Source organism: Actinomadura sp. KC216 (assembly GCF_004348535.1).
Classification (GTDB): Bacteria; Actinomycetota; Actinomycetes; order Streptosporangiales; family Streptosporangiaceae; genus Spirillospora.
Genome location: NZ_SMJX01000200.1, coordinates 1 through 15,421 on the forward strand (window position 1 = coordinate 1; position 15,421 = coordinate 15,421).

General features: G+C 72.8%; 13 protein-coding genes and 1 tRNA gene. 13 read left to right on the forward strand and 1 reads right to left on the reverse strand.

Annotated elements, in window-relative coordinates; all coding sequences use genetic code 11:
- Positions 1 to 88: 88 nt before the first annotated feature.
- From E1264_RS28295 to E1264_RS28330, 8 genes are all read left to right on the forward strand, one after another.
- Entirely contained in the window at positions 89 to 949 is an 861-nt protein-coding gene (locus E1264_RS28295) for a TIGR03936 family radical SAM-associated protein (RefSeq protein WP_132178493.1), read from the forward strand.
- A 207-nt stretch (positions 950 to 1,156) separates the two neighbouring features.
- Entirely contained in the window at positions 1,157 to 4,201 is a 3,045-nt protein-coding gene (locus tag E1264_RS28300) for an Rne/Rng family ribonuclease (RefSeq protein WP_132178494.1), read from the forward strand.
- Between the two features lie 371 nt (positions 4,202 to 4,572).
- Positions 4,573 to 4,887 (forward strand): 50S ribosomal protein L21, encoded by a 315-nt coding sequence (rplU, locus tag E1264_RS28305; protein ID WP_132178495.1) that lies wholly within the window; start codon positions 4,573 to 4,575, stop codon positions 4,885 to 4,887.
- 12 nt (positions 4,888 to 4,899) lie between these two features.
- On the forward strand, positions 4,900 to 5,157 hold the full coding sequence (gene rpmA / locus E1264_RS28310; RefSeq protein WP_131969804.1) for a 50S ribosomal protein L27: 258 nt from the start codon (positions 4,900 to 4,902) through the stop codon (positions 5,155 to 5,157).
- Positions 5,158 to 5,240: 83 nt separating this feature from the next.
- Positions 5,241 to 6,638 carry a GTPase ObgE gene (gene obgE / locus E1264_RS28315; RefSeq protein WP_132178496.1) on the forward strand — a complete coding sequence of 466 codons (1,398 nt, stop codon included), beginning with the start codon at positions 5,241 to 5,243 and terminating at the stop codon, positions 6,636 to 6,638.
- A complete protein-coding gene (gene proB, locus E1264_RS28320) occupies positions 6,635 to 7,771 on the forward strand; it encodes a glutamate 5-kinase (protein ID WP_132178497.1) in 1,137 nt (378 codons plus the stop codon). The genes obgE and proB overlap by 4 nt, the downstream gene beginning before the upstream one ends.
- Positions 7,771 to 9,027 (forward strand): glutamate-5-semialdehyde dehydrogenase, encoded by a 1,257-nt coding sequence (locus tag E1264_RS28325; RefSeq protein WP_132178498.1) that lies wholly within the window; start codon positions 7,771 to 7,773, stop codon positions 9,025 to 9,027. The genes proB and E1264_RS28325 overlap by 1 nt, the downstream gene beginning before the upstream one ends.
- A 96-nt stretch (positions 9,028 to 9,123) precedes the next feature.
- Entirely contained in the window at positions 9,124 to 10,857 is a 1,734-nt protein-coding gene (locus E1264_RS28330) for a TIGR03767 family metallophosphoesterase (protein WP_243711222.1), read from the forward strand.
- Between the two features lie 98 nt (positions 10,858 to 10,955).
- Here the strand turns inward: E1264_RS28330 and E1264_RS28335 are convergent, their stop codons facing one another.
- Positions 10,956 to 11,990: a M48 family metallopeptidase gene (locus E1264_RS28335; protein ID WP_132178500.1), complete on the reverse strand. Its 1,035-nt coding sequence runs from the start codon at positions 11,988 to 11,990 to the stop codon at positions 10,956 to 10,958.
- 92 nt (positions 11,991 to 12,082) lie between these two features.
- On the opposite strand from E1264_RS28335, the gene E1264_RS28340 reads away from it, so the two are divergent.
- The 5 genes from E1264_RS28340 to E1264_RS28360 all read left to right on the forward strand — a co-directional run bounded on the left by E1264_RS28340 (position 12,083) and on the right by E1264_RS28360 (position 15,405).
- On the forward strand, positions 12,083 to 13,369 hold the full coding sequence (locus E1264_RS28340; RefSeq protein ID WP_207936341.1) for a phenylacetate--CoA ligase: 1,287 nt from the start codon (positions 12,083 to 12,085) through the stop codon (positions 13,367 to 13,369).
- Positions 13,370 to 13,423: 54 nt separating this feature from the next.
- Complete coding sequence (nadD, locus tag E1264_RS28345; protein WP_132178501.1) at positions 13,424 to 14,017, forward strand: nicotinate-nucleotide adenylyltransferase; 594 nt, start codon at positions 13,424 to 13,426, stop codon at positions 14,015 to 14,017.
- 168 nt (positions 14,018 to 14,185) lie between these two features.
- On the forward strand, positions 14,186 to 14,599 hold the full coding sequence (gene rsfS / locus E1264_RS28350) for a ribosome silencing factor (protein WP_132178502.1): 414 nt from the start codon (positions 14,186 to 14,188) through the stop codon (positions 14,597 to 14,599).
- Entirely contained in the window at positions 14,592 to 15,254 is a 663-nt protein-coding gene (locus E1264_RS28355; protein ID WP_243711223.1) for a histidine phosphatase family protein, read from the forward strand. Before rsfS ends, E1264_RS28355 begins: the two co-directional genes overlap by 8 nt.
- 78 nt (positions 15,255 to 15,332) lie before the next feature.
- Positions 15,333 to 15,405: transfer RNA gene (locus E1264_RS28360), tRNA-Ala, on the forward strand.
- The last annotated feature ends 16 nt before the right edge of the window (positions 15,406 to 15,421 follow it).

The window sequence follows — 15,421 nt, forward strand, 5'->3', positions numbered from 1 at the left end:
GCGCGGGGGTGGTCGGGGGCACGTACTCTATAGGGAGACCTTTGATTTCGACTCGACGCGAGTAGGAAGGACCAGAACCCTGGCACCCATGCCGGAGGGTCCGCCGCCGGCCCCCGTGACCCAGCGACTGCGCGTCCGCTATGCCAAGCGGGGCAGGCTGCGGTTCACGAGCCACCGCGACATTTCCCGGGCCGTGGAACGCGCCGTCAGGCGCGCCGGGATCCCTGTCGCGTTCAGCGGCGGCTTCACGCCGCACCCGAAGATCTCGTATGCGGGTGCGGCGGCGACAGGGGTGGCCAGTGAGGCGGAATACCTGGAGATCGGGCTCACCGCGCCGCGCGACCCTGCGCGGGTGCGGGCCGATCTCGACGCGGCCCTGCCTCCCGGGCTCGACATCGTCGATGTCGTGCCGGTACGAGCGGGACGCGACGGCGACGCGCAGCCGAAGGCCGGCGCGTTCGCCGATCGGCTCGAGGCGTCCGAGTGGCGGATCCGGCTGGACGGCGTGTCATCCGACGATGCAGCCGCCGCCGTGGCCGCCTTCATGGGCGCCGGCGAGGTCGAGGTGGAACGCCTCACGAAGAAGGGGCTGCGCCGTTTCGACGTGCGCGCCGCCGTGTCCTCCTGTGAGCTGGACCGGCGCGCCGCGGACGCGGCCGATGCCCCTTGTGCGATACTTCGAATGGTTGTTCGGCATTCCACACCCGCCGTACGACCCGACGACATCCTCACCGGACTGCGCCAGGTCGCCGACCTCGCGCCGCCGTCACCTCCGCTGGTGACCAGGCTGGCGCAGGGGCCCCTCGACGCGGACACCGGTGGCCTCGCGGATCCTCTGGGACCCGACCGGGAGATCGGACAGCCGTCCGGCGAAGACGCCGAGACGGCCCGCGGCCAGGAGCGGCCGCTGCCCGGGGACGCCGCGAGCGCGGATGCCGTCAGCGCCTGACCGTGAGACCGAAGCCGTGGCGACACGGAACCGGTCCCGCAGGGTACGGCGGGCGCACCCCCGACGACTTCGTCGTCATGGCCGGATCATCGTCCGGCGGTGACGGCACCGACGACTGATGGAGTGCTCCCGTGCGGCGCACCGCATCGATCCGCCCCTCGGCGGAGCGTGCGGACGCGCCCGGGAGCCTGACGGGAGATTGCCCGGATGCTTGAGAACGAAGCCGATTCGGCCAATGCCGAAGGCACCGAGAACGAGAACGAGAACGCCGAGAACACCGGCACGGAGAACGCGGAAGGCGGGAACGGCGGGGCGGTGACGTCGCGTCCGCGCCGCGCCAGCCGTCCGGCGGGCCCGCCGCCCGACACGACCGCCGGGCCCCCGGCCGCGGAGGAGCCCGAGGCCCCGGCTGAGGAGGCCGCGCCGGCCGCGGAGGCCGCGCCGGCGGAGGAGGCTCCCGAGCCGCCGAAGCGCACCACCCGGACCCGCACCCGCACCAGGAGCGGGAAGGCCGCCGAGACGCCCGAGACCGTCCCGATGACCGGTGCCGAGACCTCCCCAGACACCGAGACCGAGCCCCCGGCCGCCGCTGAGAGCGACCAGCCCGCCGAGGAGGCGCCCGCGCCCCGCACCCGGACCCGGACGCGCCGCCGTTCGACCGCGACCGCGGAGGCGGCTCCGGCCGTGCCCGCCGTCCCGCAGGTGCCGGACGTGCCGCCCGCCGAGCAGGCGCAGGTGTCGGAGACCGAGCCCGCCAGCGGTGTCGGCGTCCCCGGCGTGACGTTCCAGCCGCCGATGGTCGTGTTCCAGCCGCCGCAGCCGAAGCCCGAGACCTCCACCCGGCCCAAGGACGAGCCGAAGGACGAGCCCGCGGAGGACGACTCCGACGAGGAGCGCGACGAGCGGGCGTCCGACGAGGACGAGTCCGACGACCGTCCGTCGCGCCGCCGCCGTCGCCGCGGCGGGCGCGGGCGCGGCCGGGGCGGCAAGGAGGGCGCCGACGACGACGCCCAAGGCGACGAGGCGGAGCCCGAGGAGAAGGACGAGGAGCCCGCCAAGGCCACCAAGAAGGACAAGGCGCCCAAGAAGGACGCCAAGAAGGACGCCAAGAAGGACAAGAAGGGCAAGGAGAAGGAGCCCAAGGCCGAGGAGGGCGAGCGCGAGGCCGCCGACGACGACGGCGACGACGAGGCCGGGGGCGGGTCGAGCCGCCGCAGGCGCCGCCGCAGGCGCCGCTCCGGGGCCGACGGCGAAGCCGGGACCGGCACCGACGACCCGCCGAACACCGTCGTCCACGTCCGCTCCGCGCGCGAGGCGCGCGCCGCCGCCGAGGACGAGGTCCAGTCCGTCCGGGGCTCGACCCGGCTGGAGGCCAAGAAGCAGCGCCGCCGGGAGGGCCGCGAGCAGGGCCGCCGCCGCCCGCCGGTGATCACCGAGGCCGAGTTCCTGGCCCGCCGCGAGTCCGTCGAGCGGGTCATGGTCGTGCGGCAGGAGGGCGAGCGTACGCAGATCGCCGTCCTGGAGGACGACGTCCTCGTCGAGCACTACGTCAACCGCGCCACCCACCAGAGCTACGTCGGCAACGTCTACCTCGGCAAGGTGCAGAACGTCCTGCCGTCGATGGAGGCGGCGTTCGTCGACATCGGCAAGGGCCGCAACGCCGTCCTGTACGCGGGCGAGGTCAACTGGGACGCCTCCGGCCTCGAGGGCCAGCCGCGCCGCATCGAGTCGGCGCTGAAGTCGGGCCAGTCGGTGCTCGTCCAGGTCACCAAGGACCCGCTCGGCCACAAGGGCGCCCGCCTGACCAGCCAGGTCTCGCTGCCCGGCCGCTACCTCGTGTACGTGCCCGACGGCTCGATGACCGGCATCAGCCGCAAGCTCCCCGACAAGGAGCGCAGCCGCCTCAAGGCGATCCTGAAGAAGGTCATGCCGGAGAACGCCGGTGTGATCGTCCGGACCGCCGCCGAGGGCGCCACCGAGGAGGAGCTCTCCCGGGACGTCTCGCGCCTGGCCGCCCAGTGGGACAACATCCAGAAGAAGGTCAGGACGGCCTCCGCGCCGTCCCTGCTGTACGGCGAGCCCGACCTGACGATCCGCGTCGTCCGCGACATCTTCAACGAGGACTTCTCCAAGCTCGTCGTGTCCGGTGAGGGCGCCTGGGACACCGTCTCCGAGTACGTCCAGTACGTCGCGCCGCACCTCGCCGACCGCGTCGAGCGCTGGACGGGCGACCAGGACGCACTGTCGGCGTACCGCATCGACGAGCAGATCGCCAAGGCCCTCGACCGCAAGGTGTGGCTGCCGTCCGGCGGCTCCCTGGTGATCGACCGCACCGAGGCGATGACGGTCATCGACGTCAACACCGGCAAGTTCACCGGGCAGGGCGGCAACCTGGAGGAGACCGTCACCCGCAACAACCTGGAGGCGGCCGAGGAGATCGTCCGCCAGCTCCGGCTCCGCGACATCGGCGGCATCGTCGTGATCGACTTCATCGACATGGTGCTGGAGAGCAACCGCGATCTGGTGCTGCGCCGCCTCGTGGAGTGCCTGTCGCGGGACCGTACCAAGCACCAGGTCGCCGAGGTCACCTCGCTCGGCCTGGTCCAGATGACCCGCAAGCGCGTCGGCCAGGGCCTGCTGGAGGCGTTCTCGGAGACCTGCGAGTCGTGCGGCGGACGCGGCATCCACGTCCACCTGTCCCCGGTCGAGCCGAAGCCGGACAAGGCGGCCGGCAAGGAGAGCGGGCGCCGCCGCAGGCGCAAGGGCGAGGTCGAGCGGGCCGTCGAGGAGAAGCTGGCCGAGCACGAGACGCGCTCGGCGGAGCCCGCCGAACCGCCCGCGACGGAGCCGGAGCCGGCCGTGGCGGCCGAGGCCCCCGAGCCCGCCGAGCCGGTGCGCGCGCGCCGTCGCAGGACGGGCCCGGCCAAGCGGCCCGCCGGTCCGCCGCCGGAGTTCGACGCCGACGAGTCCCCGGCGCAGGCCGCGGTCGAGGCGGCCGAGGCGGAGGCCGAGACCGCCGGGACGTCCCCGGCCACGCTCGACTCCGCCGAGCCGGTCCCGGTCACGCCCAACGGCACCGAGCCGTCCGGCAAGGACCTCAACGGCTCCGCGCCCGCCGCCCCCGAGCCGAACGGGACCGCGGACGCCGCCCAGCCCGAGCCGGAGGCCGAGGAAGCGCCGGTCACCCGCCGCCGCACCCGCCGCACCACCGCGACGTCAGCGACCCGAACCGCCGAAGCAGACGCCGAGTAACGACCCGTCCAGGCGGGCAGGCGCCTCCCGCGCCTGCCCGCCAGACGGGGTATCACAGGCCCTGTACGGCCTCTGGTTGAGCGAATTTGCTGGGGTGCTAAGTACCTGTACAATCCAAGGGTTGGATACGTCTTGACGTATTCAGCATCGGCGCGTCTCGGACGCGTCACCCGAATCTGCACCGCGTATCCCTCCGGGGCCGTTCGGTGCGCACCTCGCCGGTCCGGTGAGGTCAAGCAGAGAGCGCCAGGGTCTTCTCTGGTGTGCCGCCTTCGGCCCGGTGCCGGAGGTAGGCCCCCATCCGGGGGCTGGTTCAACCACGCGTGGGACCGGTTCAGTCCGGAAGCGCGCGAAGACGAAGGGTTTCCGCGGTGTACGCGATTGTCCGCGCAGGCGGCAGGCAGGAGAAGGTCGCCGTCGACGACGTGCTGACCGTCGACAAGCTGGCCGGCGATGTCGGCTCGACCGTGACGTTCCCGGCCGTGCTGGTCGTCGACGGCGACACGGTCGTCAGCGGCTCGGCCGACCTCGCGCGCTACGAGGTGACCGCCGAGATCCTCGGCGCGGTCAAGGGCCCGAAGATCAACATCATGCACTACCGGAACAAGACCGGGTACAAGCGGCGGATGGGGCACCGTCAGCCGTACACCGAGGTCAAGATCACCGGTATCAAGGCCGGGAAGTAAGGGAGCGGTCACATGGCACACAAGAAGGGCGCGTCGTCCAGCCGCAACGGCCGTGACTCCAACGCCAAGCGCCTCGGCGTGAAGCGGTTCGGCGGCCAGGTCGTCAACGCCGGCGAGATCATCGTCCGGCAGCGCGGCACCCACTTCCACCCCGGCCCCGGCGTCGGGCGCGGCGGCGACGACACGCTGTTCGCGCTGGTCGCTGGCGCGGTGAAGTTCCGCCGCTACCGCGGCCGCAACGCCGTGAGCGTCGTCCCCCCGGCGGAGTAGTCCGCCGGATACAGAGGCTTTTGTCGGAAGGGCGGACCGTCGTCGGTCCGCCCTTCCGCCGTTCTCATCGAGGAGAGATCACCGTGGCCGCTGGAGCGGGATCGGGTGCGCAGTTCGTCGACCGGGTGGTGCTGCACGTCGCCGCCGGGAACGGCGGCAACGGCTGCGCGTCGATCCACCGGGAGAAGTTCAAACCGCTCGGCGGACCGGACGGCGCGAACGGCGGGCGCGGCGGCGACGTCGTCCTGGTCGTCGACGCGAACGCCGCGAGCCTCCTGGAGTACCACCGGCGCCCGCACCGCAAGGCGGGCAACGGCCGTCCCGGGCAGGGCGGCCACCGGACGGGCGCGGACGGCGGCGACGTGGTCCTGCCCGTCCCGGACGGCACCGTCGTCAAGGAGGGCGACGAGGTCGTCGCCGACCTGGTCGGCGAGGGCACCCGGTTCGTGATCGCGCGCGGCGGCAACGGCGGGCTCGGGAACGCGGCCCTGGCGACCGCCAAGCGCAAGGCGCCCGGGTTCGCGCTGCTCGGCGAGCCGGGGGAGGCGCGCGACGTCGTCCTGGAGCTGAAGAGCGTCGCGGACGTCGCGCTCGTCGGCTTCCCCAGCGCGGGCAAGTCGTCGCTGATCGCCGCGCTGTCCGCCGCCAAACCGAAGATCGCCGACTATCCGTTCACCACGCTGATCCCGAACCTCGGCGTGGTCGAGGCGGCCGACACGACGTTCACGGTCGCGGACGTCCCCGGCCTGATCGAGGGCGCCAGCGAGGGCCGCGGCCTCGGCCTGGACTTCCTCCGCCACATCGAGCGCTCCTCCACGCTCGCGCACGTCCTCGACTGCGCGACGATGGAGCCCGGACGCGACCCCGTCAGCGACTTCGACGTCATCGAACGCGAGCTGCAGGCCTACGACCGGGTCCTCGGCGACCGCCCGCTCTCGGACCGGCCCCGCATCGTCGTCCTGAACAAGATCGACGTCCCGGACGGGCGCGACCTCGCCGAGATGGTCCGCCCCGAGTTCGAGGCGCGCGGCCTGAAGGTGTTCGAGGTGTCGGCGGCGACGCGCGAGGGCCTGCGGGAGCTGTCGTTCGCGATGGCGGCGATGGTGGGCGAGTACCGCGCGTCGCTGCCGCCTGCGGAGCCGACCCGCATCGTCATCCGGCCCGAGCCGGTCGGCGGCGACACCGACTTCGAGGTCAGGGACCTCGGCGACAACACTTACCTGATCACCGGCGCGAAGCCCGTCCGCTGGCTGCGGCAGACCGACTTCGCCAACGAGGAGGCCGTCGGCTACCTCGCCGACCGGCTCGCGCGGCTCGGCGTGGAGGACGCGCTCGCCAAGGCGGGCGCGACCGCCGGCGCCACGGTCCTGATCGGCACGCCGGACGACTCGGTCGTCTTCGACTGGGAGCCGGAGGTCGCGGCGGGCGACGGCACGCCCGGACCGCGCGGCACCGACCGCCGCCTGGGCGGGCGCCCATGAGCGGGCACGAGACGGGCATCGAGCGCGAGGCGATCGCGAAGGCCCGGCGGATCGTGGTGAAGGCGGGCTCGTCGTCGCTGACCACCCCGGAGGGGACGATCGACGCCGGCCGCATCGACGCGCTGGTGGACGTCCTCGCCGGCCGCCGCGCCGACGGCACCGAGATCGTGTTCGTGTCGTCCGGCGCGATCGCCGCGGGCCTCGGGCCGCTGGGCCTGACCCGGCGCCCGCGCGACCTCGCCACGCAGCAGGCGGCGGCGAGCGTCGGCCAGGGCCTGCTGTTCGCCCGCTACACCGCGGCGTTCGCGCGGCACGGGCTGACGGCCGGGCAGGTGCTGCTCACCGCCGACGACATGATGCGCCGCTCCCACCACCGCAACGCGCAGCGCACGCTCGCGCAGCTCCTCGCCCTCGGCATCCTGCCGATCGTGAACGAGAACGACACCGTCGCCACCGACGAGATCCGGTTCGGCGACAACGACCGGCTCGCCGCGCTGGTCGCGCACCTGATCCGCGCGGACGCGCTGGTCCTGCTGTCGGACGTCGACGCCCTCTACACCGGCGACCCGCGCCGTCCCGGCGCCCGCCGCATCGCCGACGTGCACGGCCCGGACGACCTGAAGGACGTCAAGCTCGGCCGGTCCGGGCGCGTCGGCACCGGCGGCATGGTCACCAAGGTCGAGGCGGCCCGGATCGCGGGCATCCCGGTCGTGCTGACGAACGCCGCGTCCGCCGCGCAGGCCCTCGCGGGCGACGGCGTCGGGACGCTGTTCCACCCGGCGGACGGCCGCCGCATGTCGACCCGGGACCTGTGGCTCGCCCACGCCACCACCGGGCAGGGCCGGGTCACGCTCGACCCGGGCGCGGTCGACGCGGTCGTGCGGCGCCGCAAGTCGCTGCTCCCGGCCGGGGTGACCGGCGTGTCCGGCGACTTCGCCGCGGGCGACCCCGTCGACCTGTGCGACATGGCGGGCCGGGTCGTGGCGCGCGGGCTGGTGAACTACGACGCGTCCGAGATCCCCGACCTGATGGGCCGTTCGACGCGGTGGCTGGCCCGGGAGCTCGGCGCCGAGTACGAGCGCGAGATAATCCACCGCGATCACCTGGTGGTTCTTTCCGAAGGGGACGTGTGATGAGCGAGGCCGAGGAGTTCGTGCGGGTGGCGCGGCGCGCCCGGGAGGCCGCGGCGGGGCTGGGCCCGCTGCCGCGGACGGCGAAGGACGAGGCGCTGCACCGCATCGCCGACGCCCTGCTCGAAGCCGTCCCGGAGATCGTCGAGGCGAACGCGGCGGATGTGGCGCGGGCCCGGGAGAACGGCACGTCCGAGTACATGATCGACCGGCTGCGCCTGTCGGAGGGCCGGATCGCCGCGATCGCGGACGCCGTCCGGAAGGTCGCCGCGCTGCCGGACCCGGTGGGGGAGACGGTGCGCGGGAACGTGCTGCCGAACGGGCTGGAGCTGCGGCAGGTGCGGGTGCCGCTCGGCGTCGTCGGAATGATCTACGAGGGGCGCCCGAACGTGACCGTGGACGCCGCCGCGCTGTGCCTGAAGAGCGGGAACGCGGCGCTGCTGCGCGGCTCGTCGTCGGCGCACGACTCGAACACGGCGCTGGTCAGGGTGATGCAGCGGGCGCTGGCTGACTCGCGGGTCCCGGTGGACGCGGTGCAGCTCGTCCCGGGCACGTCCCGCGAGTCGGTGAAGCACCTGATGCGGGCGCGCGGCCTGGTGGACGTGCTGATCCCGCGCGGCGGCGCCTCGCTGATCAACTCGGTGGTGCAGGAGTCGACGGTCCCGGTGATCGAGACGGGCGTCGGGAACTGCGCGGTGTACGTGGACGCCGCCGCCGACGTCGACATGGCCGTCGAGATCCTGCTGAACGCGAAGACGCAGCGCCCGTCGGTGTGCAACGCGGCGGAGACGTTCCTCGTGCACGCCGACGTCGCCGACGCGTTCGTCCCGCGCGCGCTGGAGGCGCTCCGTAACGCCGGTGTCACGGTCCACGGCGATGACCGCATCCGGTCGTACGGGGACGACGTCGTGGCGGCGACCGAGGACGACTGGCGCGCCGAGTACCTGTCCCTCGACATCGCCGCCCGCGTCGTCGACTCGCTGGACGACGCCGTCGCGCACATCCGCGAGTACGGCTCCGGCCACACCGAGGCGATCGTCACGACGTCGCAGCCCGCCGCGAAGCGGTTCGTCGCCCTGGTCGACTCGGCCGCGGTGATGGTGAACGCGTCCACGCGCTTCACCGACGGCGAGGAGTTCGGCTTCGGCGCGGAGATCGGCATCTCGACGCAGAAGCTCCACGCCCGCGGCCCGATGGGGCTGCCGGAGCTGACGTCCACGAAGTACGTCGTGACCGGTGAGGGGCATCTGCGCGGCTGAGCGCAAGAGGCGATCTGTGACAATTTGACCATTGATGTCACGTCGCGGGGCGTGGTGTGATTCGCGATTGTGACTCGTCAGTACACTCGCCGCCACGTGCTGAAGGGGGCCGCCCTCGGAGCCGGGCTCGCCTCCACCGGACTCTTGGCGTTCCCCTCGCGCCCTGCCACCGCCGCCCCGGGGGCCCCCGCGCTCCGCGGGCCCGTGGACGGCACCACCCTCGCCCGGACGTACCTGCTCGGTCCCGCGGGGACCGGCGGCTACCGTCCCGTGATCACCGGTCCGGGCGAGCCGCACATCCTCCGCCGCGACCTCGGCGGCGCCGCGTCCGCGCGGCGCGCCGCGCGGCGCCGCCCCATCCTGGCGTTCGGCCAGCTCACCGACGTGCACGTCGTCGACGCGCAGTCCCCGGCGCGCGTCGAGTTCCTCGACCGCTTCAAGCAGGTCATGGACGTGCCCGTGCAGAGCGCCTACCGGCCGCAGGAGATCCTGTCCATGCAGGTCGCCGAGGCGATGGTCCGGGCCATGAACCGCGTCGGGCGGGGCCCGGCGACCGGGCTGCCGCTCGCGTTCGCCATCAACACCGGCGACGCGGCCGACAACGTCCAGTACAACGAGACCCGCTGGATCATCGACCTGCTGGACGGCCGCCGCATCCACCCCGACTCCGGCGACCCGGACCGGTATGAGGGCGTCATGGACTGGGCGTCCTACGACCGCGCGTTCTGGCATCCCGAAGGCCCGCCGCCCGGCGCCGACGCCGACATCCCGATCACCGCGTTCGGGTTCCCGCGCGTGCAGGGCCTGATCGACGCCGCGCGCAGGCCGTTCCAGGCGACCGGGCTGGACGCGCCGTGGCTCGCCGTGTTCGGCAACCACGACGGCCTCGTCCAGGGGAACATGCCGGTCAACCCGCTCATCTCGGGCCTCGCCACCGGCGACATCAAGGTCGGCGTCCCGGCGAACGAAGCCCAGGCCCAGACCCTCGCCCGCATCCTGGCCACGGGCGACGCCGAGGGCCTCCTGCGCCTCATCCGCGAGCACGGCACCGCGGACGGCCTGTTCCGCCGCGTGACACCCGATCCGGACCGCCGCATGCTGTCGCGCCACGAGGTCGTCGCCGAGCACTTCAAGACGGCGGCGCGCCTGCGCGGCCACGGCTTCACCCCGGACAACCTCCGCGAAGGGACGGCCTACTACGCGTTCGGCAGGCGTCTCGTCCGGGGGCTCGTCCTCGACACCGTCAACCCGAACGGCCAGCCCGAGGGCTCGCTCGACAGGCAGCAGCTCGCGTGGCTGGAATCCGAGCTGAAGGCCGGAAGCAGCCGCTACCACGCCCCGGACGGCTCCGTCGTCGAGCAGCGCGTGAGGGACCGGCTGTTCGTGCTGTTCAGCCACCACCCGATCGGCTCCCTGGACAACGGTCTCGGCGGCGACCGCGTCCTGGGCGACGAGGTCAAGGCGCTCCTGCTGCGCTACCCGAACGTCATCCTGTGGGTGAACGGCCACACGCACCGCAACCACGTGATCCCGCACGCCCGCACGGGCGGCGGCGGATTCTGGGAGGTGAACACGGCCGCGCACATCGACTTCCCGCAGCAGAGCCGCATCATCGAACTCGCCGACAACGGCGACGGCACCCTGTCGATCTTCGGGACGATCCTCGACTCGGCCGGTCCCGCGGCCTACGGCGGGCGCCTCGACGACCCCGTCCGGCTGGCGTCGCTGTCCCGGGAGCTGGCGGGCAACGACTGGCAGGCCCGCGAGGAGGACCGCCGCGGCGACGCCGACGACCGCAACGTCGAACTCCTCCTGCCCGCCCCGTTCTAGCGCCGCGAAGGAGCACGAGAAAGGCCGCCGCGTCCATGCGCGGCGGCCTGGCGGTCGCTCCCCGTTGTCGTCGCTCCGGCCGGTCGTGCTCTGCCGGGCTAGTTGCTGTCGGTCGGGCCGTTGTCGCGGCGGGTGAACCGGTCGAACAGCCCGCCGGCCGCACCGGCCGCCGCGTCCGCCATGTCGCGCACCTTGCCCACGAACGGGTCGGCGGTCCGCTCCCACGACTCGCGGTACGACCTGGCCGCCTCCCTGATCTCGTCGGTGACCGACGCGCGGCCGTCGTCGTCGCGGCGCGGGTAGTCGCCGGCGAGGATCCGCTCGTACTCGCCGCTGCGCGCCCACCGGTCGATCTCCGCGAACCGGATCACCGCGAACGGGTGCGATTGCCCGAGCAGGTTCAGGAACTTCAGCAGCCCGTCCCGGACGTCGCCGGCCGCGTCGTACTCGCGGGCCTGCTCCAGGAACGCCTCGCTGCTCATCTCGCCGAGCCGCGTCCCGCCGGCCAGCTTCATCATCACGCGCTTCGCGGCGTCGAGGTCCTGCCCGACGAGCAGCCCGGCCCGGTCGGACGACAGCTCCGCCTTCCGGAACCACTCCCGCAACCCGATGATGATCGCCGCGATGCCCATGTTGCCGAGCGGCAGCCACGCCAGCCGCGACCCGAGCTGCAGCAGGATCTGCATCATCGTCTGGTACACCGCGTGCCCGGACAGGATGTGCCCGACCTCGTGGCCGACGACGAACCGCAGCTCCTCGTCGTCCAGCAGGTCGATCAGGCCGGTGTTCAGCACGATGAACGGGTGGTCGCTGCCGAGCGCCATCGCGTTGGGCGTCGGGTCCTGCCGGACGTACAGCTCCGGCACCTCCGGCATGTCCAGGACGTACGACGCGTCGCGGACCATGTCGTAGATGTTGCGGAACTGGTCCTCGCCGACGCGCACCGTCCCGCCGAGGAACATCAGCCGCAGCGACCGCTCGTTGATCAGCCCCGACAGCTTGCGCAGGACGACGTCGAACCCGGACAGCGAGCGCAGCGCCACGAGCGCCGATCGGTCCGCCGGGTGTTCGTAGGCCCGGGAACTGATCCCCGGGAACCGCGCTCGTGCTCGATCCGGTGTGTTCTCCGTCATGTCTGGCATGGTAGTTCCGACGAACCACCGTGTCGCAGGGTTCCCCGCCGTGGATCCCTCGACCGGCTCCGGCCGCGCCCGGGAGGCGATCCATGTTCGACCCGAAAGCCGAGGCGATGTCCCTCGACGAGCGCGCCGCGCTGCAGCGGCACCGCCTCTGGGGGCTGGTCGACCGGCTTCTCGCGGCGGACGGCGTCCAGGGCCGCCGCCTGAAGGACGCCGGCGTCGGCGGCGGCTCGGACGTCACCCTCGCCGGGCTCCCCAACCTCCCGTTCACCACCAAGCAGGACCTCTGGGACCACTACCCGTTCGGGATGCTGGCCGTCCCCCGCGACCAGGTCGCCGCCGTGCACGGCTCCAGCGGGACGCGCGGCCGCCCCACCCTCGTCGCCTACACCAAGGCCGACCTCGACCTGTGGGCGGCCATGTGCGCGCGCTCGCTGTCGTGCGCGGGGGCGTCGCCGGGGAGCATCGTCCACAACGCCTACGGCTACGGCCTGTTCACCGGCGGGATCGGCATCCACCAGGGCGCCGTCGCGCTCGGCGCGACCGTGGTGCCGATGTCGGGCGGCATGACCGACCGGCAGGTCCGGATGCTCGCCGACCTCCGCGCCGACGTCCTGACCTGCACCCCCGCCTACGCCCTCCGCCTCGGCGAGGCCCTCGCGGACGCCGGGGCCGAGCCGACCGCGCTCAAGTCGGGCCTCTTCGGCGCCGAACCCTGGACGGAGGAGCTCCGCGCCGCCATCGAGAACGTCCTGCCGATCAAGGCGATGGACATCTACGGCCTGTCCGAGGTCATCGGCCCCGGCGTCGCCACCGAATGCCTCGAACAGGACGGCCTGCACGTCAACGAGGACCACTTCATCGTCGAGACCGTCGACCCGTCCACCGGCGAGCCCGTCAAGGACGGCACGCCCGGCGAGCTGGTGTTCACGGCCCCGACCAAGCAGGCGCTGCCCCTGCTGCGCTACCGCACCGGCGACATCGCGTCCCTGACCCGCGGCGAATGCCCCTGCGGGCGGACGCTCGTCCGGATGAGCAAGGTCCTCGGGCGCGCCGACGACATGCTCGTCGTCCGGGGCGTCAACGTGTACCCGAGCGAGGTCGAGCGCGTCCTGCTCGGGTCGGGGCTCGTCCGGCCGCACTACCAGCTCGTCGTGGACCGCCGCAGCCCCGCCACCCGGCTCCTCGTCGCCTGCGAGGCCCTCTCCGGGAACCCCCGGAACGAGCTCGTCCACGCCCTGCATGAGTCGCTCGGGCTGACCGCCGAGGTGTTCGTGCTGCCGGGCGGCACCGTGCCGCGCGTCGAGGTCGGCAAGGCCGTCCGCGTCGTGACCTGGGAGGACGGGGCCGCACCCCTCCCCGGCCTCGCCTGAGCCCCGGGGGCCCGGCCGTTCCGGGGCCCGGCCCCGCTGACTATTCTCGTCGCCATGACGCAAAAGCGGCGGCTCGGGATCATGGGCGGCACGTTCGACCCGATCCACCACGGGCACCTCGTGGCCGCGAGCGAGGTCGCGCACTTCTACTCGCTCGACGAGGTCGTGTTCGTGCCCACCGGCCTGTCCGCCCACAAGGAGGGACGCAAGGTCGCCGCCGCCGAGGACCGCTACCTCATGGCCGTGATCGCCACCGCGTCCAACCCGCGCTTCTCCGTCAGCCGCGTCGACATCGACCGTCCCGGCCCCACCTACACCGTCGACACCCTCCGCGACATGCGCCGGATCCAGGGCCCCGACGCCGACCTGTTCTTCATCACCGGCGCCGACGCCCTCGAGAAGATGCTGACCTGGCACGACACCGACGAGCTGTTCGGGCTCGCGCACTTCATCGGCGTCACCCGCCCCGGCCACCGGCTCGCCGACCCCGGCCTGCCCAACGGGCGGGTCTCCCTCATGGAGGTCCCCGCCCTGTCGATCTCCTCCACCGAATGCCGCGACCGCGTCCACTCCGGCGAACCCATCTGGTACCTCGTCCCGGACGGGATCGTCCAATACATCAACAAACGCGACCTCTACCGGAGCTGACCCCGGTTGCGGCGCGGTCGAAACGCGCGTCCGGCCCCGGGACATACCCTGGTAGGGGAAGGGCCGCACGACCGATGCGGCCGAACGGAAACAGAGAGGACCGTTGTCCGCCGCCCGTGAGAAGGTGGTAGCGGAGACGACCCCTACAGGGAGGATCGCGAGCGCATCGTGACCGCATCCGAGAGGGCGGCACAGCTCGTCCGGATCGCCGCCGAGGCGGCGGGCGACAAGCTGGCCGACGACATTCTTGCCTACGACGTGAGCGAGCAGCTCGTCATCACCGACGCGTTCGTGCTCTGCTCCGCACCCAGCGACCGCCAGGTCCGCGCCATCGTCGACGAGGTCGAGAAACGCCTCCGCGAGGACGGCGGCGCCAAGCCCGTCCGCCGCGAAGGCGAGCGCGAAGGCCGCTGGGTGCTGCTGGACTACGCGGACATCATCGTGCACATCCAGCACGAAGAAGACCGCATGTTCTACGCGCTCGAACGGCTCTGGAAAGACTGCCCCCTCATCGAGCTGCCGGACCATGTCACCGCCCACCAGAACCACCGCGCCCGGGCCGTCGGGAGCGCGAGTGAGTGACGCCCGCCCCACCCGCCAGCCGGGGAAGCGGCGGCTCGTGCTCTGGAGACACGGTCAGACCTCCTGGAACCTCGAACACCGCTTCCAGGGCCAGACCGACGTCCCGCTCGACGAAACCGGGCTGCAGCAGGCCCGGCGAGCGGCCCGCCTCCTCGCCGGGCTCCGCCCCACCGCCCTCCTGGCGTCCCCGCTCCGCCGGGCCGCCGACACCGCCCAGGCCCTCGCCGACATCACCGGGCTCCCCGTCCGCTACGACCGGGACCTCATCGAACGCGGCGGCGGCGTCTGGGAGGGCCTGACCAACCGCGAGATCCGCGAACGGTACCCGGAGGAGCACGCCGCCTGGCAGCCGCCCGGCGGCGAGACCAGCGCGCAGGTCGCCAAACGCGTCGGCGCCGCCCTCGAACGCGCCCTCGACGACCTCCCGCCCACCGGGCAGCTCGTCGTCGCCTCCCACGGCGCCGCGCTCCGCCTCGGCATGTCCCACCTCCTCGGCCTCCCCGAAGAGACCTGGGAACGCCTCGGCGGCCTCTCCAACTGCTGCTGGTCCGTCGTCACCGAGATGCGCGACGGCGGCTGGCGCCTCACCGAACACAACGCCGGCACCCTCCCCGAACCCGTCCTCAGCGACGACCGCCCCGACGCCGGAACCTGACCCGCAAACGATTCGAGCCGCGCCCGCCCCGTCCGATACACTGGCGGGGCGCTGCGGGATGAACGTCCACGCAGCGGCGGGGCTATGGCGCAGTTGGTAGCGCGCCTCCATGGCATGGAGGAGGTCTGGGGTTCGAATCCCCATAGCTCCACGAATGAGTTGGGAGT

Excerpts from the sequence above, each read along its gene's own strand:
- E1264_RS28295 (WP_132178493.1), top strand. The coding sequence starts at position 89 with ATGCCGGAGGGTCCGCCGCCGGCCCCCGTGACCCAGCGACTGCGCGTC.
- E1264_RS28300 (WP_132178494.1), top strand. The coding sequence starts at position 1,157 with ATGCTTGAGAACGAAGCCGATTCGGCCAATGCCGAAGGCACCGAGAAC.
- rpmA (WP_131969804.1), top strand. The coding sequence starts at position 4,900 with ATGGCACACAAGAAGGGCGCGTCGTCCAGCCGCAACGGCCGTGACTCC.
- proB (WP_132178497.1), top strand. The coding sequence starts at position 6,635 with ATGAGCGGGCACGAGACGGGCATCGAGCGCGAGGCGATCGCGAAGGCC.
- E1264_RS28325 (WP_132178498.1), top strand. The coding sequence starts at position 7,771 with ATGAGCGAGGCCGAGGAGTTCGTGCGGGTGGCGCGGCGCGCCCGGGAG.
- E1264_RS28335 (WP_132178500.1), bottom strand. The coding sequence starts at position 11,990 with ATGACGGAGAACACACCGGATCGAGCACGAGCGCGGTTCCCGGGGATC.
- E1264_RS28340 (WP_207936341.1), top strand. The coding sequence starts at position 12,083 with ATGTTCGACCCGAAAGCCGAGGCGATGTCCCTCGACGAGCGCGCCGCG.
- nadD (WP_132178501.1), top strand. The coding sequence starts at position 13,424 with ATGACGCAAAAGCGGCGGCTCGGGATCATGGGCGGCACGTTCGACCCG.